Below are 21419 nucleotides of genomic sequence, written 5' to 3' on the forward strand. Positions count from 1 at the left end.
GGACCGACTCGTGCGGATCGCGTGTCCGGGCCTCCGATAGGCTCGGGGCCATGCAGTCCTGGTCCGACATTGCCGTTCCCACCGTCCCCGGTCAGGGTCCGCCCCTGCGCCTTTTCGACACCGCGGACCGCCGGGTCCGGCCCGTCACGCCGGGCGCCGTCGCCACGATGTACGTCTGCGGGATCACCCCGTACGACGCGACCCACCTCGGTCACGCGGCGACCTACCTCGCCTTCGACCTGGTGAACAGGCTCTGGCGGGACGCCGGGCACGAGGTGCACTACGTGCAGAACGTCACCGACGTCGACGACCCGCTGTTCGAGCGGGCCGAGCGCGACGGCGAGGACTGGGTGGTGCTCGGCATGCGCGAGACCGCGCTGTTCCGCGAGGACATGGAGGCGCTGCGGGTGCTGCCGCCGCGCGACTACATCGGCGCGGTCGAGTCCGTGAACGAGGTCGTCGAGATGGTGGAGAAGCTGCTCGCCGCCGGGGCCGCGTACGTGGTGGAGGACGCCGAGTACCCGGACGTCTACTTCCGGGCCGACGCCACCGAGCAGTTCGGCTACGAGTCGGGCTACGACCGCGAGACCATGGAGCGATTCTTCGCCGAGCGCGGCGGCGACCCGGACCGCCCCGGCAAGCGGGACCCGCTCGACGCCCTGGTGTGGCGGGCGCAGCGGCCGGGCGAGCCGTCCTGGCCGTCGCCCTTCGGCGCGGGCCGGCCCGGCTGGCACATCGAGTGCTCGGCGATCGCGCTCAACCGCATCGGCTCCGGCTTCGACGTGCAGGGCGGCGGCAGCGACCTGATCTTCCCGCACCACGAGTTCTCCGCCGCGCACGCCGAATCCCTGGTCCTGGAGCGACGTTTCGCCCGGCACTACGTCCATGCCGGGATGATCGGACTGGACGGCGAGAAGATGTCCAAGAGCCGCGGCAACCTGGTGTTCGTCTCCAAGCTGCGCGGCGAGGGCATCGACCCGATGGCGATCCGGCTGGGCCTGCTCTCCGGTCACTACCGGACCGACCGGGCCTGGACGGCGGAGGTCCTCACCGCCGCCGAACAGCGGCTGGACCTGTGGCGCCGGGCCGCGGCACGGCCGACCGCGCAGAACGCCGAGGACACCGTCGCTCGGCTGCGTCAGCACCTGGCCGACGACCTGGACACCCCCAAGGCCCTCGACGCGGTGGACGGCTGGGCGCGTCGCGCCGTCGAGCACGGCGGGGCCGACGCGGCGGCGCCCGGTCTGGTCTCCGACGCGGTGGACTCGCTGCTGGGCGTGTCCCTGCGCTGACCTCCGCCGCCTTCTCCCCAATGTCACACTGGGTCCCTTGGGGATCCCCGATGTGACATTGGGGACGGGTGACTCCGGCCGGTTCGGTGGGCGGGGGAGCGTCACCTCGGATTAGATGGGCAGATGGACACAGTCAGGTTCTTCGAGCTGGCAACCGAGGCCTTCGAGGTGCTCGGGGTCCTGTCGATGGTGGTGGGGTTCGTCTTCGCGTTCCTCCTCGCCGCGCTCACCTGGAAGCGGACGGACGACGGCGCGCGGGCGTTCAAGACCCTGCGCGAATCCCTCGGCGGGGCAATCCTGCTCGGCCTGGAGCTGCTCGTCGCGGCGGACATCGTCAAGACCGTCACCTCCACACCGTCGCTGACCGACGCGGCAATCCTGGGCCTGATCGTGCTGATCCGGACCGTGCTGAGCCTGTCCATCGAGGTGGAGATCGAGGGGGTGCCGCCGTGGAAGCGGGCGCTGACCACCGGCCCGCAGGTGTTGGCGCGGGCAGCACGTCAGGCCGGCGACGAGGCGCGCTGACGCGGCCGGCGTGAACCGCCGGCCGCGATCGCCCCGCTAGTCCGTGACAGCCGAGTCCTGCTGTACCCGAGGCGAACCGGCGTCGCGCCGGGCGGCGACGGCCAGCCGGGTGTCCTCGGCGATCAGGTCCGCGTTCAGCGCAGCGCCGGCCATCACCCCGGCCGCGGCGGCCCCGATCACCTGGGCGCGCGGGTCGGTGACGTTGCCCGCAGCCCACACCCCGGGCACCGTGGTGGCGCCCATCGCGTCGACGGGGATGTGGGTGCCGATCACGTGGCCGCCCATCTCCATCTCGGCCGGCTCGAGGCCCAGACCCACGAGGAAGTCGGCGCGGGCGGCGAAGAGCGGCGAGACCACCAGGGCCCGGCAGTCGACGCGCTCGCCGGTGGCCAGCTGCACGCCGGTGAGCCGGTCCTCGGACACCTCCAGGCCGGTCACCTTCTCGGCCACGACGGCGATGCCCCGGGCGGCGAGCTGCTCGGCCTCGTCCGCGGTCGGCTCGGGGCCGTCGTACAGGAACAGGGTCACCTCCGCGCTCCACTGCCGCCACATCAACGCCTGGTGCACGGCCAGCGGCCCGGTGGACAGCACGCCGATCCTCTGGTCGCGGACCTCCCAGCCGTGGCAGTACGGGCAGTGCAGCACCTCGCGACCCCACCTCTGCGCCAGTCCGGGCACGTCGGGCAGCTCGTCGACCAGCCCGGTGGTGACCAGCAGCCGCCGCGAGGCCACCCGGCGGCCGTCCGCCAGCTCGACGCGGAATCCGCCGTCCGCCGCCTCGGCCGTGGCGACGCTGCCGGTGACCAGCTCGGCGCCGTAGCCGGCGATTTCGTCGCGTCCGTCGGCCAGCAGGGTGGCGGGGTTGTCGCCCTCGCGGCCCAGGTAGTTGTGCATGTGTGCGGCCGGGGCGTTACGCGGGGCGCCGGCGTCGACGACCAGGACGGAGCGGCAGGCCCGCGACAGCGTCAGTGCCCCGCTGAGCCCGGCCGCTCCGCCGCCCACGACAACAACGTCGTACTTCTCGTTCATCTGTGCTCCTCGTGCTCGTCGGTGGAGTCCGACTCTTCGCCCGCGGACGGGATGCTGGCAAGTTCTATTGCCGAGACGGCAAACTGAGGGGATGAGCGAAGACCCGCACGCCCTCGACGACGTCCTCGACGCGGTGGGGCCGCGGCTGCGGGTGCTGCGCCTGCAACGCGGTGCGACGCTCGCGCAGCTGTCGGAGTCGACCGGGATCTCGGTCAGCACCCTGTCCCGGCTCGAGTCCGGTCAGCGACGGCCCACGCTGGAGCTGTTGCTGCCGTTGGCCCGCGCCCATCAGCTTCCCCTGGACGAGCTGGTCGACGCGCCGGCCACCGGTGATCCGCGGATCCACGCCCGGCCGATCAGCCGGAACGGGATGGCGATCATCCCGTTGACGCGGCGACCCGGCGGGGTCCGGGCGTTCAAGCACGTGATCCCGCCGCACATGCCCGCCGGCGAACCGAAGCTCCAGGTGCACGAGGGCTACGAGTGGCTGTACGTGCTCTCCGGGCGGCTGCGGCTGCTGCTCGGCGAGCACGACATCGTCATGACGCCGGGGGAGGTCGCGGAGTTCGACACCCGGACCCCGCACTGGTTCGGCAACACCGGCGACGAGCCAGTGGAGATACTCAGCCTGTTCGGCCCGCAGGGCGAACGCGCGCATGTCCGCACCCGGCCGGGCGCGTCTGCCTGACGCGACACGCCGACGGTGCGGGGCGCCCCGGGTGCGCGCGGCGCGGGTCCGGCTGCGAGGATTGCGCCCTGCGTCGAACTACCCAAAAGGGGCATACAGATGAGTGGCACCACCGGCGCACACGCGCTTCCGGAGCAGGCAGCGAACGAACGATTCGGTCACCTGATCGAACGCAGTGACGACGCCGACTTCCCCTTCTACAACGACCGGCCCGCGGCGTTGTCCGTGCGGCAGTGGCTCCTGGTGCTCGCCTCCGTGGTGGTGGGTTTCGCGGCACTAATCCTCATCCCTCAGCCCAACAACCTCGTGGCACTGATTCCGCGGATCCTGTTCGTCGGCATTCCGCTGGGCGTCCTGGCGGTGGTGACACGGGATCACTGGCGGGCGCTGTTCCGCCGCGTGCACGGCCGCGACGTCCGCACCATGATCGGCTTCGCCGTGCTCAACCTGGTGGTCACATTCGCCCTTGCATTGATCGTCAAGTCCCTGTTCGGGGCGGCCGAGAATGACGCGATCTCGGAGGCCGGCAGCGGCGGCGCACTCGACACCGTTGCCTTCTACGTGGGCACCGGCTTCCAGCTGGTCGGTGAGGAGGTCTTCACGATCATCCCGTTCCTCGCGGTCATGTACTTCCTGTTCACCAAGGTGAAGGTGTCTCGCAAGACCGCGATCCTGCTGGCCTGGCTGATCAGCTCCGCCTGGTTTGCCGCCGCCCACCTGCCGACCTACGACTGGAACTTCGCCCAGGCCTTCATCGTCATCGGCGGCGCCCGAATTGTGCTCACGCTGGCCTACATCCGGACCAAGAACCTGTGGGTGTCCGCGGGCGCGCACATCATCAACGACTGGACGTTGTTCACCCAGGCCGTGATCGTCAACGCGGCGTTCATCGCGTTCTGAGTCGGCTGTCGAGGCTGGCGCCCGTCGAGGGCGCCAGCGCCGACAAGCAGGCGCCATCGACTGTCCCGGTCCGGCCACCGCACCCTGAACTCGGCAATCCACGTCGTCGCCGTCACCCAAGCTAGAGCCGATCCAGTGACGGACTCCCGCGGCATGCGCCCTCTCATCGCCATATCCTGAGTGAATGGGCACGAACCCCGCTGCAGATCAGGTCGCTCGCCTACTGATCGAGCGGGAGGATCTCCTGCTCGATGGCCGCGAACTCGAGGCTCGCCTGGACCGATTGAGGCGACGGCTCGATGACGTGAACGCAGAGATTGCCTCACTTCACCGAGTTGAGTGCGAACTGCTCCAGCGCCACCCCGAGCTCGAGCAGGGCTGATTCTGAGGCTGGTCGAACGTCCGCCCGCCATGGTTTGGCCGCCTCTCGATGGAAGCAGCGGACGGAGCTGGCGCACAATCGCCAGCTCGGTCCACAGGCAATGTCGCTCCTGACGGCTGCCTAGACTCCCAACGACCGGGCAATCATCGGCCAGGAGTTGTGCAGGTCGTCCTGCCAGTAGCCCCACGAGTGGGTGCCGCCGGGCTTGAAGTCGAACGTCGCCGGAATGTTCAACTGTGCAAGACGGTTGGCGAGATTGTGGGTGCAGTAGTTCGTGGCGGCCTCGATGACGCCGCCGACGATGACCTGGTTGGCGAGCGCCCCCACCTGGCCGTTGATGCCGGGCGCGTCCAGCGTCTCGTGCGGGCCGGGGAGTCCGGAGCTGGCGGCGACGTAGAGGTCGGTCCCGCGGAGCTTCTCGGCGTTGACGACGGGATCGTTCTCCACCCAGCCCGGCCCGTCGAGGGGACCCCACATGTTGGTGACGTCGCCGCCGCCGCGTGTACCGGTGACCACACGGATCGCCTCTTGACCGGCGAAGGTGCTGGTCTCTGCACAGCCACTGTACGAGCCGACACTCTTGTAGAAGCCGGGCTTCGCGATCGCGAGATTGAGCACCGAGGTTGCGGTCATGGAGATCGCGGCAATGGACTGCACTTTGTCGGTGTTGAACGCGGCGTCGATGACGGGCGGAAGCTCCTCGTTCAGGAAGGTCTGCCACTTCTGGCGGCCGAGTTTCGGATCGTCCTTGACCCAGTCGGTGTAGTAGCTGAAGGCACCCTCGAGCGGGGTGACGACGTTGACGTTCTTGTCCTTGAAGAAGTTCATGACGTCGGTCTTGCGCTGCCAGGTGGCCGAGTCCTCGCCGCCGCCCGCGCCGTTGAGGAGATACAGCGTCGGTCGCGGCTCGCCGGTGTCCGAGGGAAGGATGACTTCGAGGGGGATCTTCCGATCCATCGACGGCGAGTACACCGAGATGGTGACCTTGCGGTCGGAGTTCTTGGTGGTGCTCACCAGGTAAGAGCCGGTGGCGTTCGATGTGGCGGCGGTGTCACCGGCAGCAGAAGCTGTCGCAGGGATCGCCAGCAGCGAGGCGGCTGACACGACCACCGCAGCCGCGAGACCCCGGCCGCGCCCGACCTTCGAACTCCTCATACGGACGTCCTCCCCTGAACTCGAAACATGCCGCGTAACACCGAAGGTGCTCACGGTCGGTCGTCAACTCAGCACCCAGCCTCCCCGCGGACCCGGCACTGGTGCAGCATCGTATCGTCTGAAGTGCGGCGAATTTCCCGATCAGCCTTACCGGCTCGGGATTCGCCCGTCGATTCATCCCACGCCGACGACATCGCAAACCAGTCCTCGGGCTTCGGTGTTCGCGAAGTGCTGGGCAGCTGGTCCGTGGGACCACGGAGATCGCCGGCCAACTCCTGGGCGAGCCGGCGTCACGACGAAGTCGCGGATCGCGACCAAGACCTGATGCGGATCTGACAAGGTAGGCGCCATGCCTACCGCCCTGATCGAGGTTCGCCGACGCTATTCGGAAGCGGATGAAGTTGCCATCATCGACGCGGTCCATGGCGCGCTGGTGGCCGCCTTCCTCATCCCGCCGCAGGACAAGCATGTGCGGCTCATCGCACATGAGCCCCACAGGTTCGCCTGCCCGCCGCATCTGGCGGAACCCGAGTTCTGCACCATCGTTTCGATCGACTGTTTCGCAGGTCGATCAGGGCAGGCCAAGCGGAACCTCTATGCCGAAATCGTCGACCGCCTCGCGGCGCTCGGCATCCCCCGAGACCACATCACGATCACTCTCAGGGAGATCGAACCCGAGAACTGGGGGATCAGGGGAGGGCAAGCCGCCTGCGACGTCGACCTCGGCTTCAACGTGCATGTATGACGGGCATTGTCGACGCGGCCTGCTGACCAGCAGTCCGTCTACGAGCCGTCGGTCGGCGTCACGAACTCCGGCTGATCGAGCACCCGTAACCAGCTTCCGTCCGCCTGCCTGCGGGCGACCTGGGCCCGGGCGCCCGCACCGTCCCTCGGGGGAGTCGACGTCAGCGCGATGTCGCCGCTGATCAGCGTCGGCAGCGGCGGCTCCTGCTCGAAACGCGGCGCGTGGGCCAGCACCGACTCCCAGAGTGCCTGGATTGCGGCGCGGCCCACGGTCTGGCCGCCGGGTGGGTACGCCATCACGGCGTCCTCCTCGTAGAGCGCCGCGACCCCGGCCGCGTCGCCGGCATTGCTGCGTTCGACGAACAGGCGGGTGAGGTCTTCCGGGACGAGCGCTTTCTCGTTGGGCGACATGGCAATTCCTTTGCTCGGATGGACGGTTCTGCCGACACGGTCCAGTCTTCCGGGTCGTCTGCCATGTGTCCAACAGATAGTTCTTCTAGGAACTAGAATCTGCAGTCATGGAATTGCGGCAGCTGGAGTACCTCGTCGCGGTGGCCGAGGAACGCAACTTCACCCGGGCCGCCGAACGCATGCACGTCAGCCAGTCCGGGATCAGCGCGCAGATCCGCCAGCTCGAACGCGACCTCGGTGCCCGCCTGATCGACCGTTCGAGCCGCACCGCCACCCTGACCACCGCGGGCAAGGCGGCGATCGCACACGCCCGCGCCGCGCTCACGTCGGCGGAGGCGGTCCGGCAGGCCGTCGACGAGGTGACCACCCTGATCCGGGGTCGGCTGGTGGTCGGCATGGTCACCGCGTGCACCGTCACGGGGCTGTTCGACGCGCTGGCGGCCTTCCACACCGCTCATCCCGGGGTCGAGATCACCCTCGTCGAGGACGGGTCGGATCGGCTGGTGGACAAGGTGCGGTCCGGCGCGGTGGACCTGGCCCTGGTCGGGTCCGCATCGGCCCCGCCGCCGGGACTGGACGCGCTGCAGATCGTCAGCGAGCGACTCGTGGTGGCGGCGCCGCCCGGCCACCCGCTGACGGGGCTGCGACGGGTGCGGATCGAGGACCTGGCGCGGCACCCCATCGTCTGCATGCCGAAGGGCACGGGGATCCGCACGGTCTTCGACCAGGCCTGCGCGGCGGTCGGGGCCCGACCGGAGATCGCGTTGCAGGCCAGCGCGCCGGACGCGGTGGCGGACCTCGCGACCCGTGGCCTCGGCGTGGCGATCCTCAGCGAGTCGATGGCGGGCGGGTACGACGGGCTCGTCGCCCGGGTGATCGACGACGTCGGGATCCCCGCGGTGCTGGCGCTGGTCTGGGGTCAGACGGGCACCCCGGCGCTGCGTGAGTTCGTGCGGCACTGCCGACTCGCCTTCGGCGAGGGTCCTACCCCGGCCTGACGGACGCGGCGACCGCCGCACTGGCGCGGCGGGCACCCCGCCGGCGTTCACGGCCCAGCTCCCACAGGTAGTGGTCGAAGTCGACCTCCATGGTGTGACGGGCGGACTTGTAGAACCGCTTCTTGTAGAGCTGGTCGTCCCGGGTCATCTGCGCCCGCACCTCGGTGTCGTCCGGGGCGACGTAGTCGCCGCGCACCGTCTCGGCGATCCAGACGCCCTGTGCCTCGGCGAGCGGCATCACCGCACCCACCGGCTGCAACAGCCCCACGAAGTACAGGCCGGGCAGGTCGGGGTGGACGGTCCGCTTCCACAGCGGCAGGTCGTTTTCCTCGACGCTCAGCAGGTCCGGGTCGAGGAACGGGAAGGACACCCGGTACCCGGTCGCCCACACGATCAGGTCGGCCGGTGCGCTGCTCCCGTCCACGAAGACGACACGGTCGCCGTCGAGCCGCTCGATGCCGGGCCGAGGGGTCAGGCGTCCGGAGCGCAGGGCGTCCCGGATGCCCTCGGACTGCACCGGGTGCGACTGTCCGGGACGGTGCTTCGGCTGCGGAAGACCGAGCTTGGCCACGTTGCCGGAGAGGGCGGCACCGAAGGCCAGCCGGGCGCTGGTCACCCACCAGGGCAGCCACGCCGGCAGCGCGATCTGGTCCGACGGCCGCCCGAGCAGGAACTTGCGCAGCACCCACTCGCCGCGACGCTGGGAGATCGACGCCGACCGGGCACACTCGGCGGCCGCCACCGCGATGTCCATCGCCGAGTTGCCCGCGCCCACCACGAGGACGTCCCGCCCTTTTAGCTGGTCGGCGTTGCGGTAGTCGTGCGAGTGGATCTGCTGCCCGTCGAACGTGCCCGGGTAGGCCGGCTCGGGCCACCGCGCGTCCCAGTGGTGGCCGGTCGCGACGACGACCGCGTCGAACTCCTCGGTGCGCGTTCCGTCGGGCCCGGTGACGGTGACCGACCAGCGGCCGTCGGCCTCCCGGTCGACCCGGTCGACGGTGGTGGAGAACGTGAGGCGATCGCCGAAGCCGAAGTGCTCGACGTAGTCCCGGAAGTAGGCGGCGACCTGGTGGTGCATGGCGTAGGCCGGGTAGTCCTGCGGCATCGGGAAGTCGGAGTAGGCCATCCGTGGGCAGGACGTGTTGATCTCGAGGGTGTCGTAGCAGGCGGACCGGCCGTTGGGGTTGTCGTAGACCCAGTTGCCGCCGACGACCGGGCCCTGTTCGTAGCACTCGAACGGGACGCGCGCGCCGTAGAGCGCCTTGGCCGCGGTGATCCCGCTCGACCCGGCGCCGATCACGCAGACCCGCGGCAAGGTGGGGTCGGGGGTGATCGGCGCACGCTGGGCTGGCGCTCGATGCCCGGCCTTGACCATGTAGGACATGTCGTCATGGTGGCACGGGGAAGCGGTGCTCCGACAGGGATCGAAGCCGACGGGGGTCGCCGGAGATGGGGAAGTTCGGCCGACATGCACGCCGGTGTGGGGCTAATGTCGCAGGTGGACTGCGCCTGACTACGGACACATTCGTCGCGGGGTCCTCGAGTTCGCGGTGATGGCCACCGCAGCCGCGGTGGCCGGATGGAGTTCGCATCCACCCGGGAGGGTGTCCGATGGACCTGCACCTCGATGGAAGATCCGCGGTGGTGACCGGCGCCAGCAAGGGCATCGGCCTGGCGATCACCCGCAGCCTCGCCGCGGCCGGTGCGCAGGTGGTCGCCGGATCACGAACCCGTACACCGCAACTGGAGGCCCTCGAGTCCGAAGGGAAGGTCACCTTCGTCGCCTGTGACCTGTCCACGGCCGAGGGGCCGATCGCGCTGGTCGCGGCCGCCGAGCGGCTGGGCGGTGTCGACATCCTGGTCAACAATGCCGGCGCGGTCACCCCGCGGCCCGGTGGCTTCGTCTCGGTCACCGACGAGGACTGGAACGCCGCGTGGTCACTCGGGATGATGGCCGCGGTCCGGACAACCCGCGCCGCGATCCCGGGGATGACCGCGCGCGGCAGCGGGTCCATCGTCACGATCGGCTCGGTCAACGCGTTCTACCCCGATCCCGGCATACCCGACTACTGCGCGGTCAAGGCCGCGCTCACCAACCTCACCAAGGCCCTGTCGAAAGAGCTGGGCCCCAAGGGTGTTCGCGCCAACTCCGTCAGCCCGGGCCCGGTGTCGACGGACCTGTGGTTCGGCGACGGCGGCGTCGCGGACGTGATCGGGAAGTCGAGCGGCGCGAGCGCCCAGGAGGTCGCGGACGGCGCCGTCGCCGGCACCGCGACCGGGCGGTTCACCACCCCCGACGAGGTCGCCGACCTGGTGGTGTTCCTGGCCTCCGACCGGGCCGCGAACATCACCGGCGCGGACATGACCATCGACGGCGGATTCATCACCACCGTGTAGGTAGAAGCCGATCACCGAAGAAACGGGCAGGAAGGGACACCTCATGAGAATCACCCAACTCGCCAGGTCGGCCTTCGTCATGGTGGCCCTGGTGGTCATGGCCGCCGTGACGACCGCGATCCCGGCGGCCGCGAAACCGCTGCCCACGATCGTGCTGGTGCACGGGGCGTTTGCCGACACCACCAGTTGGGACGGCGTCGCGGCGAATCTGCGGGGCCGCGGCTACACCGTCGTCGTACCGGACAACCCACTGCGCGGACCCGGCTACGACTCCGCCGCGATCGAGAAGACGCTCGCCGGCATCTCGGGTCCGGTGGTGCTCGTCGGACACTCCTACGGCGGTGCGGTCATCACCAACACCCACAACCCGAACGTGAAGGCGCTCGTCTACGTGGCGGCCTTCGGCCCGGCGCAGGGCGAGCCGGTTCAGCTGGCACTGGATCCGATCCGGTTCCCGGGCAGCCAACTCCTGCCGCCGGCCCTGCAGGTGAAGGTCGTCGACGACGCGCACGCGATCGGCGGCAAGAACCTTGACGGCTACATCGCCGACGCATACTTCCACCAGGTGTTCGCGCCCGACGTCAGCGACAGTGTCGCCGCGACCATGCTCGCCCACCAGCGCTCGATCGCCCTGTGGGCGAACCTCGAACCGTCCGGGCCCACGTCGTGGTCGAACACCCCGAGCTGGTACCTGGTCTCGGCGGGCGACACGGTGATCCCGCCGGCGGCGCAGCGGTTCATGGCCGACCGCATGCACGCGCACACCAGCGAGGTCCAGGCCTCGCACGTCGCGCTGGTCTCGCAGCCCGGCGTGGTGGCCGACACGATCGTCGCGGCGGCCAACGGCTCGTAGCGGTCAGAGCCCGGTCGTCAGGACGACGCGGAATCGGGCCTTGCCGCTGAGGGCGTGGCGATACGCGGCCGGCGCGTCGATCAGCGGGACCTGCTCGATCATGGGACGGATGCCGGTGAGGGCCGCGAAGTCCAGGGTCCGTTCGACGTCGCGGGCGGTGCCGGCCGGGTGCCCGCGCACCGCGCGGGACTGGAAGATCAGTTGGAAGGGGCTGACCGGGATCGGATCCGGGACGGCGCCGATGACGATCAGTTCGCCGTCCGCGGAGAGCCCGTCGATGGTGGCGGCCATGGCCGCGGAGTTGGCGGCGGTGGCCTGGACGACCCGGGCACCGCCCAGACTGGTCAGCTCGACGGCGACGTCCTGCGTGGTGGAGTCTATGTAGTGCCGGGCGCCGAGCTGGCGGGCAAGCGGTTCCTTGTCCGGGCCGCGGGCGATCGCCACCGTGTCGAAACCCATCTTCGCCGCGAACTGGACGCCCAGGTGCCCGAGGCCACCGAGGCCGAGGACCGCGACCAGGTCGCCGGGCCGGGCCGAACTCCGGCGCAGCGAGTTGTAGGTGGTCACCCCGGCGCAGGCCATGGGCCCGGCCTCGGCGGCGGTGAACTCGTCGGGGATGCGGGCGATCGCGTTGGCGGGCACCACCACCGCGTCGGCGTACCCGCCCGGGTAGTGCCAGCCGGGAACCTGGAGGTTCTCGCAGTGCATGAAGTCCCCGTCCCGGCACGGGTCGCAGTACAGGCACGCGCCGCCGAACCAGCCGACCGCCACCCGATCCCCGGGGCGCCAGCGGGCGACCGCCTCGCCGACCGCGTCGATGCGACCCGCGATTTCGTGGCCGGGGGTCACCGGGAAGGTCACGCCGGGCAGCGCGTTGGTGACGAACGCGTCGTCGGAGTGACAGATGCCGCAGGCCTCCACGGTGACCCGCACCTGACCCGGATCGGGGTCGGGAATCTCGCGGGTGGTGACGCGCAGTTCGGCGCCGGGCTGGTCTACCTGGACGGACCGGATAATGGCCATGACGTGTATCTCCTCCCTGGCGTGATCAACGCGGGTCGGAGGACCGTACGAGATGTCGTGCGGGGCAGAGATACTCGCCAGGAGTTGGGTGCAGAGACGGTCCGGACCGCCGCGGCGCGCCCCGTCCTGACGGGGCCCACCGGCATTCGGCGTCGATGTTTCGAGCGTAGTGCCCATCCGTCGCGATGACCATCGCCCGGCCGGTCGCCATCTCCTTCGAGGTGCTACGGGTGATGGACTTTCGGCGTTTCGTGGTGGGAGTGTGGATGTCGGGCCTGCCCGAGAGGCATCGGCCGGCGGTGACATCGGCCGGCAGCAACGGAGGAGTGGTGGCCGTGGACACGAAACTCGAGATTGTGGTTTTGCCGGTCTCCGATGTGGAGCGGGCCAAGGACTTCTACCAGTCGCTCGGGTGGCGTGAGGACGCCGACGTCACCACCGGCCCGGATTTCCGGGTGGTGCAGCTGACACCGCCGGGTTCGGCCTGCTCGGTCATCTTCGGCACCGGTGTCACCTCGGCGGCCCCCGGCTCGGCGGACGGCCCGCAGCTCGTGGTCACCGACATCGAGGCGGCCAGGGCCGACCTGGCGAGCCGCGGTGCGCCGGTCAGCGACGTCTTCCACGACACCGGTGGGGTGTACCACCACGCCGGGGCCACCGGCCGGGTCCCCGGGCCGGACCCGGACCGCCTGAGCTACTGCTCGTGGCTGTCCTTCGCCGACCCGGACGGCAACACCTGGTTCGTGCAGGAGGTCACCACCCGGCAACCCGGCCGGGTGGTGACCTCCGGTCCGGTCGCCTACGCCTCCGCCGCCGACCTGGCGGAGGCGCTGCGCCGCGCGGCCGCCGCGCACGGCAGGCACGAGGAACAGATCGGGCAGGCCGACCCGGACTGGCCGGACTGGTACGCGCAGTACATGGCGGACGAGCGCTAGGGACGAGCGTCAGAACTGGATGGACTTCGTCTCCAGGAACTCGGCGAGGCCGTCGGGTCCGAACTCACGGCCGTTGCCGGACTGCTTGTAGCCGCCGAACGGTGCGTTCAGGTTGAACGCACCGCCGTTGACCGCGACCTGACCGGTCCGGAGACGACCGGCCACCGCGCGGGCCCGGTCGACGTCCCGCGACCACACCGCGCCCGAGAGGCCGTAGTCGGTGTCGTTGGCAATGACGACGGCCTCGTCCTCGGTGTCGTAGGGGACGATCGAGAGGACCGGCCCGAAGATCTCCTCCCGGTGAATCGTCATGTCCGGGGTCACATCCGAGAACACGGTGGGCCTGACGTAGTACCCGGCCGGCAGTCCGGGGAGCGGTCCGCTGCCGCCGGTGAGAAGGGTGGCGCCCTCCGCCACGCCGCGGTCGATGTAGCCGCGGACGCGGTCCAGTTGCGTCTTCGAGACCAGGGGGCCGAGCACGGTTCCCGCGTCGGCGGGTTTGCCGACGGCGACCGACTCCGCGGCGGCCTTGACCGCGGACTCGACCTCGGTGAGCCTGTCCCGGGGGACGATCAGTCGCGTCAGCGCCGAGCAGGTCTGGCCGGAGTTCAGGAACGCCATCTGCACGGCGTGCGGCACCACCGCGTCGAGGTCGGCGTCGGGGAGCACCACGTTGGCGCTCTTGCCGCCGAGTTCGAGGGTGACCCGTTTGACTGTGCGGGCGGCCAGTTCGCTGACCCGGGTGCCGGCACGCGTGGACCCGGTGAAGGACACGAGGTCGACGTCTGGGTGCGAGGCGATGGCCTCGCCGACCACCGGTCCGGTGCCGCTGACCAGGTTGAACACCCCCTTGGGCAGGCCGACGGCATCGACGATCTCCGCCAGCAGCCAGGCGTCGAGCGGCGCCACCTCGCTGGGTTTGACGACCACGGTGTTGCCGGCGGCGAGCGCGTAGGCGACCTTGCCCGCGATCTGGTGCAGCGGGTAGTTCCACGGGGTGATCGCGCCGACGACCCCGACCGGTTCGCGGACGATGAGCGAGTTGCCGCGCTCGGTCTCGAACTCGAAGGACTCGGCCACCTCGGCGGCGTGCAGGAAGCTGTTGATCGGCATCGGCACCTGCACCGCCGCCGCGAACGAGAGCGGGGACCCCATCTCGTCCGAGATCGTCTGCGCGACTTCGTCTGCGCGGTCGATCAGGCCCTGCGCGACGGCCCGCAGGTAGGTGGCGCGTTTGTCGACCGGGGTGTGCCACCAGTCCTCGAACGCGGCCCGGGCCGCGGCAACCGCGGCGTCCACGTCGGCGGGACTGCCGTCCGGTATCGCGGCGATGACCTCCTCGGTGGCGGGGTTGAGGACGTCGATGCTCGCGGTTCCCTGGGAGGGGACCCACTGCCCGCCGATGTACAGCTGGTCGAAATGATGTGTGCTCATGTCTGCCTGCTCCGTTGGTCGGTCGGCGGTCAGTAGTCGGCGTCGGTGAACTCGATGACGCCGCGCAGGTTCCTGCCTGCCAGCATGTCGTCGTAGCCCTGGTTGATCTCCTCGAGCGTGTACGTCCGGGTGATCAGCTCGTCGAGTTTCAGCGCGCCGCTGCGATACTCGTTGAGCAGGGCCGGGATCTGGGTGCGCGGCCCGATGCCGCCGAAGATCGCGCCCTGCAGGCGTTTCTGCAGCAGGGTCAGCTCGAACAGGCTCAGGGTCACGTTGGTGTCGGTGTAGTCGCCCATGCCGACCACCACGACGGTGCCGCCCTTGGCCGTGATGCTCATCGAGGGCGCGATGATGTCGCCGGTGATCTCGCCGACGGTGATGACCGTGACGTTGGCCATCTCGCCCCAGGTGATCTCGCCGATCGTCGCGGCGGCCTCCTCGATCGAGGCGAAGGCGTGGGTGGCGCCGAACCGGATCGCCTCGGTCCGCTTGAACTCGACCGGGTCGATCGCGACGACGAACCGGGCGCCGGCGGCGTGCGCACCCTGGACGGAGTTGATGCCGACACCGCCGACCCCGACCACCACCACCGTGTCGCCGACCTTGGTGCCGCCGGCCTCGGTCGCCGATCCCCACCCGGTGGCGACGCCGCAACCGAGCAGCGCCGCCGACTTCAGCGGAATGTCGTCCTCCACCTTGACAAGTGACGCCTGGTTGACCGTGATGTAGGGGGAGAACGTGCCGAGCAGGCACATCTGCGTGAGACCCACGCCGTCCTGGGTGACCCGGTATGACTTGTCGGCGATCGAGAGCCCGGTGAGCAGTCCGGCGCCCTCGTCGCAGATGTTCTGCAGGCCCATCGAACACGGCTTGCACACGCCGCAGGCCGGGATGAACGCGGTGACGACGTGGTCGCCCTCGGCGAGCCGGCTGACGCCCCGGCCGACCTTCGTGACGATGCCCGCGCCCTCGTGACCGCCGATGGCGGGGAAGGGGACCGGGCTGTGCCCGGTGCGCAGGTGGTGGTCGGAGTGGCACATTCCGGAGCTGGTCAGGCGAACCTGGACCTCTCCGTCCACGGGATCTCCGAGGTCGACCTCCTCGACCTTCCAGTCCTCGCCGACACCGCGGAGTACAGCTGCCTTGGTCTTCAAGATTGCTCCTTCTGTGGCCCAGCTCACATTGTCGTGATGGGGCCACGTTAGGTGCAGTGGGTGACCTGTGTCACGTGCGCCGCGCGACGAGGCTTTCCAGCAGCGCGGGGATCAGGCGTTCTTCCATCACTGCGGCGCCCGACACGTGCATGGCCTCGGCCAGCTCTGGTTCCCAGGGGGATGCGGCGGGGCGGTCCTTCTCCTTGAGCGGCTCGGACCTGCCGAGCTTCGATGCGTGCAGGTACGTCGCGGCGTCCATCAGCCAGGGCTGTGCGCTGAGATCGGCTATTGCACGGGCTGTGGTACGCAGGCCGGTCCAGTCGAAGTCGCCACGCCAGTGGACGGTGCCGCGTACCGACGCGAGCAGCCGGCGAGCCGCCACCGTCGGCTGACCCTCGGTGCAGACCAGCGGTGGGCACGCGGGACCGAGCTCTCGGGCCGCGGCGTTGAGCACCGCAGGGTTCTCGCAGACGAATACGTCGCCGGGGGCCAGTTCGAGGGACCAGTCCCGGATCTGGCCGAGCGTCAGCACACACGGCTGTCTGTCCCGGTTGGCGACGTCGAGCAATCCCGACATGGGATGGTCACCGAGCAACCGGACGCCGAACACCGAGACGCGACTCGACAGTGCGTCCGCGACCACCCCGAACTCTGCCCACAGCCAGTTCCGCTCCTCGGCGTTGGTCGGCTCCTCCACTCCGACTTCGTCGGCGAGGGCCCGCAACACCAATGTGCGGGTCGCGGAGGCCTTGCTCAGCGCCTTCGTGTTCCCGGTGGCCGACTCCGCGAGTTCGGTGAGGGAGAGTCCCGGCGCCGGTAGCGCCGCCAGCACCAGGGCCGCCTCCCGGGCAGACCCGGTGCGGAGTGCGGTCTTTCGGCCCCGCGCAGCTTCGACCGAGTCGAGTCGGACGCGGTGACGCGGATCGCCGAGGATCTCACGTACCTCGGCGAGTGCCCGGTCGTCGGTTTCCTCCTGGGCTGCCGCGTCGGCCTTCCGGTCGACGAGTGGGGCTGCCTCGGTGAGGACGGTGAGCAGTCCGCGTCGACCGTACCCGGGCCCACGTAGGTACTCGTCGAGCTTGGCGAGGGGGAACTTGATGGTCGGGGTCGCGGAGTTCGTCGCGCTGACGCCCATCGCCTTTCGGAGCCGGTGCAGGTCGGGGACGTCCGATCCCTGCGGCACGCTCACCGCTCCCTGGACCCGCATTCCGTTGGCTTCGAGCAGTTTCCGGGCACGGGCCAGGACGGCGTCGAGCTCAGGGGTTCCCTCCCATGTCATGGCCTACGCCTGCGCGAACTCGAGCCCGCCCTCTGCCGGTGCGAGCATCCGCCGGCGCAGCGGCGAGCCGAGCGCCCGCGCGAGGTCGGTGCCGTCGTGCTCGGCCAGCAGTTCGCCGCCGGACCACACCAGCAACGCGGCGCTGACGGTCTGCTCCGCAGTCGAGTGCGCCAGGTCGTAGTGGGCGCACCCCGGGACCCCGGCGTAGGTCACCCACAGGTCGTACCCGGTCATGAACAGGTCCAGGTCGAACTGCACGCTCAGCCCGAGCAACTCGCTGCGGCCGTTGTCGTCGACACCCGCGAACGCCTCGTCGAGCCCGAGCAGCCGGGGGGAGTGCGGGTCGGCGGACGAGAGCATCACGTGCGCCGCCGCGAACAGCGGCAGGTGCAGCGACACCGACTGCTCGCCACCGGAGAGCGCGCCGTGCCGCGCCACCGTCAGCCGGTCCTCGCTGCCGTCGCCGCCGATCAGGGTGAACGAGAACACCCGCCAGCGGCGGTAGTCCAGGGCCGTCGACAGGATCTCCGGGTAGGACCGCTCGGGGTGCGCGGCCCGCGCGATCCGGATCTGCGCCGCGAAATGCGCACGCATCGTGGCCAGTTCGTCCGGGCCGAGGCCCGACGCGTCCCGGTCCAGCAGCTTCGAGATGGCCCGCGAGTTGTCGTCGAGGTTGTCCGCCAGCACCCAGTGCACGCCGATGGTGCTGCCGGAGGACATGCGCCGCTCGCGCATCTCCGCGCCCATCTGGCCGATCAGCTCACGGGCGTCGACGGTCCGCTCGTGGATCTGCTGCGCCAGCCCGGTCAGCAGCGCGTCCTCGAGGATGCGCCGCTCGGACTCGGTGAGCAGCTGCTCCTGGTCGGCCCGCGCGCCGCCGATCCGGGCCGCGAACTCGCCGATCGAGGAGTAGCCCTGCTCGTCCTGCACCCGGACCGTGGTCAGACCGTCGGGTGCGTCCCACTGCAGCCGGTAGTCCTGGCCGGCCGCCGCGAGTTGCGCGTCGAAGTCCTGCAGCGCGGAGGTCAGGGCCGTCCGGGTGGCCTTGCGGGCGCCGTCGCTGACCTTGACCGACGCGGTCGCGTCCGCCATCGCCGAGTGCAGCGCGTGCACCTCGGGCGGCAGCACCGACGCCCCCGAGCCGGGGCCGTCCTCGCTCTGGATGCGGTACACCAGCTGGTCGGCGCTGAGCCACGCCGCCGCACTCGCGGGCCAGGAGTGGGCGTCGGTGACGCCGATGAGCTCGAGCAGGTCACGGCGCGCATAGGGGGCGAGCCGGTCGGCGTCGGCGCGGGCCTCGGTGAGCGCGCTGCGCAGCGTCTCGACCGCGGTGTGGTGGGCGCCCGCGGACTTGCCGATCTCCTCGACCGCCGAGTCGCTGGCCTTGCGCGCGGCGCGCTGCTCGACCTTGCACTCCTCGATCCGCGCCCGGGCCTTCTCGAGGTCCGCGTCGATCTGGTCGGCGTTCGCGCCGAGCAGGTCCCGGAGCATGTCCAGGCGCTGCACCTGCTGGGCGTAGCTCTCCTCCGCGATCGCGGACTCCTCGGCATGCTCCTCGGCGATGCCGCGCGCCTCGGCGTGCCGGTCGTCGGCCTCGCGCAGGTGCTCCACCTCCTTGGCGTGCTCGCGGCGGCACCGCAGCACCAAGTCGCCCTGCTTCTCGAAGTGCCCGATGGCGGCCGCCAGGGAGTCGAGGTCCCGGGCCAGGTGCGGGGTCCGGTGCGCGACCGCCGTGGACCGCAACGCCTTCTCCTTGGCGCTGAGGTCGGCGATGGCCTGGTCCAGCTCCCGCTGCGACGACGCCGCGGCCTCGGAACGGGTCCGCAGCGCGCCCGCCGACTCCGTCACCGCCTTGAGCGCGGCGAGCACCGGCGTGGTGCGCGGCAGCGACTTCGCCGCCGCTGCCACCGCCGTGATCAGCTCGGCCGTCCCGCGTTGGGTGTGCAGGGCGGCCTCGCGGGCTGCCTCGGCGGCCTCGAGGGCGGCGTCCAACTCGGCCAGCCGCAGCTCGCGGCGCCGCGCCCGGGCGGTCGCGCCGATGTACTCGGCGTCGGTCTTGGTGTGGCGGCCCTGCTGCACGCCCTGCCAGAACCGGCCGTCGTGTCCGACCGCGACGGCCGCGTCGGTCCAGCCGGACTCCTCGCGGGCTGTGTCGGACGAGCCGGACTCCCCGCCGGCTGTGCGCAGCGAGATCGACGCCAGCAGCGCCTCGACCCGGCCCTCGGGGACGCCGGCGTCGGCCTCGACCAGCAGCACGTCGGCCAGCGTCGGGCCGGTGGGGCGGCGGTCGGCGGGCAGCGGCACCAGGTACTGCTCGGACGCCGCATCCGGCGCCTCGTCGCCGCCGTACACCCAGCCGTCGAGCAGGTTCGCGGCCTGCAGCGCCGACTCGACGCCGGCGGCGACCGCGGGGTCCACGTCGTCCGCGAACCGCACCAAGCGCCACAGCGGGGCGCCGGACAGGTGCTCGCGCGAGCCGGTGCGGGCCGCGAAAGCCGGTGGTGCGTCGTCGCTCTCGGCGGCGATCCGGTCACGGTCGGCAGTCAGTGCGGCCACCGTGGCCGCCGCCTGCGCGGCATCCGCGCCGGCCTGCTGACGCCGGAAGCGGACGGCGTCGAGGCCCTCCTCGGTGTGCTCGGCCAGCAGCGTGGCCAGGCTGGGGGACTCGTCGTCGCCGACGTCCGCGACCGCGTCGTGCAGGGCCACGAACATCTCGCTCGACACCCCGATCGACGCATAGGTCGCGGAGTTGCGGGTCCACCACGTGCGCAGCGCCTTCGCGCACTCGGACCGGGCCAGCTGGGCGCCGGCCTCGGCCTCCACGACCGCGGCACGGGCGGCGTCCAGCAGCTCCCGGCCGCGGTCCGCGGCGCGGTCCGCGCGGGTGCGTTCGGTGCTCGCCTTGTCGACGGTGGCCAGTGCCTCCCGGACCACCCGGACGTCGCCGTCGCGCTCCTCGGCGTGCCCACGCACGGCGGCGGTGAGCTGGTCGGTGCGCGCGGCGTCGGGCAGCGGCGTCCAGACGATGCCGGCGTCCTCGGCGGCGGACTGCAGTTCGTCCTCGGCCCGGGCCAGGGCCGCGGTGGCGGCGGAGACGGCGGCGGCGGAGCGGTCCGACTCGCCGGCCCGCTGCTCGAGGCTGGCCTGCGCCTTGCGGGCCTTGTCCGACTGCTGCTCGGTGGAGAGCTTGAGCTGCGCGACCACCGCGGCCAGGTCGTCGAGTTGCTGCTTGCCCTCGTACGCGCCGGAACGCTGCAGCGTCTCGAGGTCGGACCGGCTCTGCTCGAGGTCGCGTTCGGCGGCGGTCAACCGTTCCTCCGCCGCGAGCCGCTCCTCCTGGCGCCGGGCCTGCAGGGCTGCGGCGTCGAACAGCGTGCCGATGCCCTGCTCGACGGACTCGAGCCGCCGGGAGACCTGTTCGACGTCGGCGCGGGCCTGCTGGCGCAGGTACTTGCGGTACACCGTGACGAAGTCCTGTGCCGCCTGGTCGGCCGCCGCGAGACCCTCGAGCGCGCGCCCCACCTCCTCCATGTCGCTGAAGGACCGGGCCGCCTCGAGCACCAGGTGCTCGTCGAGCGGCCGGAGACCGTCGGTCAGTGCCTGGGACAGGCCCTTCGGGTCGAGGTTCTTCGCCAGCTGCGGGCGGCGCAGGGTGAGGATCAGGTTGATCAGCTGGTCGTACCGCTCGGCGCCGAGGCCGAAGAGCCGGGCGTCGATCGCGGCCCGGTAGTCGGTGGGACGGTCGGTGAGCGCGTCGGTGCCGAGCTGGTCGGCGAGCTGGCGCTTGGTGAGCGGGCGGTCGTCGCTGCCGAGCAGCGAGAAGTCCACTCCCACTCGGCCTTCGGCGACGAAGTGCCACCGGGTCACCTTGTCGTTCTGCCGGGTGGCGCGCATCCCGATGCCCACCGTGACGGCCTCCGGGTCGTCCTGCGGCCCGCGGGCGAACTCCATCCAGACGTACGAGTGCGCGCTGTCCTGTCCGCGGTAGAGCAGGTTGGACTTCATGGTCCGTTCCTCGCCGGCGAACGGGTTCAGCCGGCGGGGCTCGATGCGACCGTCGAGGACGAACGGGAACAGCACCTCGAGCGCCTTGGTCTTGCCCGAGCCGTTGGGCCCCCGCAGCACCAGTCGCCCGTCGGCGAAGGAGAACTCCTGGTCGCGGTAGTCCCACAGGTTGATGATCCCGGCCCGGGTGGGACGAAAGCGCGCGCGTGCCATGC

Annotated in this window: 19 protein-coding genes; 10 read left to right on the plus strand and 9 right to left on the minus strand. The window is 70.7% G+C overall.

The annotated features are described in order from the left end of the window. Window positions 1–50: 50 nt before the first annotated feature. Window positions 51–1292, plus strand: coding sequence for a cysteine--1-D-myo-inosityl 2-amino-2-deoxy-alpha-D-glucopyranoside ligase (gene mshC / locus AC1DWC_RS01495; protein WP_477905519.1), 1242 nt, complete (start codon window positions 51–53; stop codon window positions 1290–1292). A 123-nt stretch (window positions 1293–1415) separates the two neighbouring features. Then, entirely contained in the window at window positions 1416–1817 is a 402-nt protein-coding gene (locus tag AC1DWC_RS01500) for a DUF1622 domain-containing protein (RefSeq protein WP_477905521.1), read from the plus strand. Window positions 1818–1853: 36 nt separating this feature from the next. On the opposite strand, the gene AC1DWC_RS01505 is transcribed toward AC1DWC_RS01500, so the two are convergent. After that, the gene (locus AC1DWC_RS01505; RefSeq protein WP_477905524.1) at window positions 1854–2846 is read right to left on the minus strand and encodes an NAD(P)/FAD-dependent oxidoreductase; all 993 of its coding nucleotides are present in this window, start codon (window positions 2844–2846) and stop codon (window positions 1854–1856) included. Window positions 2847–2937: 91 nt separating this feature from the next. On the opposite strand from AC1DWC_RS01505, the gene AC1DWC_RS01510 reads away from it, so the two are divergent. From AC1DWC_RS01510 to AC1DWC_RS01520, 3 genes are all read left to right on the plus strand, one after another. Beyond that, window positions 2938–3534 carry a helix-turn-helix domain-containing protein gene (locus AC1DWC_RS01510; RefSeq protein WP_477905526.1) on the plus strand — a complete coding sequence of 199 codons (597 nt, stop codon included), beginning with the start codon at window positions 2938–2940 and terminating at the stop codon, window positions 3532–3534. A 99-nt stretch (window positions 3535–3633) separates the two neighbouring features. Further along, window positions 3634–4434 carry a CPBP family intramembrane glutamic endopeptidase gene (locus AC1DWC_RS01515; protein WP_477905527.1) on the plus strand — a complete coding sequence of 267 codons (801 nt, stop codon included), beginning with the start codon at window positions 3634–3636 and terminating at the stop codon, window positions 4432–4434. A gap of 184 nt (window positions 4435–4618) precedes the next feature. Next, a complete protein-coding gene (locus tag AC1DWC_RS01520) occupies window positions 4619–4816 on the plus strand; it encodes a hypothetical protein (protein WP_477905529.1) in 198 nt (65 codons plus the stop codon). 120 nt (window positions 4817–4936) lie between these two features. Here the strand turns inward: AC1DWC_RS01520 and AC1DWC_RS01525 are convergent, their stop codons facing one another. Further along, window positions 4937–5971 carry an alpha/beta hydrolase gene (locus AC1DWC_RS01525; protein ID WP_477905531.1) on the minus strand — a complete coding sequence of 345 codons (1035 nt, stop codon included), beginning with the start codon at window positions 5969–5971 and terminating at the stop codon, window positions 4937–4939. 349 nt (window positions 5972–6320) lie between these two features. Between AC1DWC_RS01525 and AC1DWC_RS01530 the strand changes: the two genes are divergently transcribed. Further along, a complete protein-coding gene (locus AC1DWC_RS01530) occupies window positions 6321–6716 on the plus strand; it encodes a tautomerase family protein (protein WP_477905533.1) in 396 nt (131 codons plus the stop codon). 38 nt (window positions 6717–6754) lie between these two features. Here the strand turns inward: AC1DWC_RS01530 and AC1DWC_RS01535 are convergent, their stop codons facing one another. Beyond that, the gene (locus AC1DWC_RS01535; protein WP_477905535.1) at window positions 6755–7126 is read right to left on the minus strand and encodes a YybH family protein; all 372 of its coding nucleotides are present in this window, start codon (window positions 7124–7126) and stop codon (window positions 6755–6757) included. 107 nt (window positions 7127–7233) lie between these two features. Between AC1DWC_RS01535 and AC1DWC_RS01540 the strand changes: the two genes are divergently transcribed. After that, a complete protein-coding gene (locus AC1DWC_RS01540) occupies window positions 7234–8124 on the plus strand; it encodes a LysR family transcriptional regulator (protein ID WP_477905538.1) in 891 nt (296 codons plus the stop codon). Here AC1DWC_RS01540 and AC1DWC_RS01545 read toward each other — a convergent pair. Next, window positions 8111–9508, minus strand: a complete 1398-nt coding sequence (locus tag AC1DWC_RS01545) for a flavin-containing monooxygenase (RefSeq protein ID WP_477905540.1) — start codon at window positions 9506–9508, stop codon at window positions 8111–8113. The two genes, AC1DWC_RS01540 and AC1DWC_RS01545, sit on opposite strands and share 14 nt — an antisense overlap. A gap of 227 nt (window positions 9509–9735) precedes the next feature. On the opposite strand from AC1DWC_RS01545, the gene AC1DWC_RS01550 reads away from it, so the two are divergent. After that, the gene (locus AC1DWC_RS01550) at window positions 9736–10521 is read left to right on the plus strand and encodes an oxidoreductase (protein ID WP_477905542.1); all 786 of its coding nucleotides are present in this window, start codon (window positions 9736–9738) and stop codon (window positions 10519–10521) included. A gap of 43 nt (window positions 10522–10564) precedes the next feature. Then, on the plus strand, window positions 10565–11374 hold the full coding sequence (locus AC1DWC_RS01555) for an alpha/beta fold hydrolase (RefSeq protein ID WP_477905543.1): 810 nt from the start codon (window positions 10565–10567) through the stop codon (window positions 11372–11374). 3 nt (window positions 11375–11377) lie between these two features. Here the strand turns inward: AC1DWC_RS01555 and AC1DWC_RS01560 are convergent, their stop codons facing one another. Continuing rightward, window positions 11378–12397 carry an alcohol dehydrogenase catalytic domain-containing protein gene (locus tag AC1DWC_RS01560; protein ID WP_477905545.1) on the minus strand — a complete coding sequence of 340 codons (1020 nt, stop codon included), beginning with the start codon at window positions 12395–12397 and terminating at the stop codon, window positions 11378–11380. A 185-nt stretch (window positions 12398–12582) separates the two neighbouring features. Between AC1DWC_RS01560 and AC1DWC_RS01565 the strand changes: the two genes are divergently transcribed. Continuing rightward, window positions 12583–13332, plus strand: coding sequence for a VOC family protein (locus tag AC1DWC_RS01565; protein ID WP_477905547.1), 750 nt, complete (start codon window positions 12583–12585; stop codon window positions 13330–13332). 9 nt (window positions 13333–13341) lie between these two features. On the opposite strand, the gene AC1DWC_RS01570 is transcribed toward AC1DWC_RS01565, so the two are convergent. The 4 genes from AC1DWC_RS01570 to AC1DWC_RS01585 form a co-directional block, all read right to left on the minus strand. Beyond that, window positions 13342–14766, minus strand: a complete 1425-nt coding sequence (locus tag AC1DWC_RS01570; protein ID WP_477905549.1) for an aldehyde dehydrogenase family protein — start codon at window positions 14764–14766, stop codon at window positions 13342–13344. A 29-nt stretch (window positions 14767–14795) separates the two neighbouring features. Beyond that, complete coding sequence (locus tag AC1DWC_RS01575) at window positions 14796–15920, minus strand: NDMA-dependent alcohol dehydrogenase (RefSeq protein ID WP_477905551.1); 1125 nt, start codon at window positions 15918–15920, stop codon at window positions 14796–14798. Between the two features lie 70 nt (window positions 15921–15990). Continuing rightward, entirely contained in the window at window positions 15991–17199 is a 1209-nt protein-coding gene (locus AC1DWC_RS01580; protein WP_477905553.1) for a TIGR02679 family protein, read from the minus strand. Between the two features lie 3 nt (window positions 17200–17202). Further along, window positions 17203–21417, minus strand: a complete 4215-nt coding sequence (locus tag AC1DWC_RS01585) for a TIGR02680 family protein (protein ID WP_477905555.1) — start codon at window positions 21415–21417, stop codon at window positions 17203–17205. Between the last annotated feature and the right edge of the window lie 2 nt (window positions 21418–21419).

The organism is Rhodococcus sp. P4_C10 (assembly GCF_056402135.1).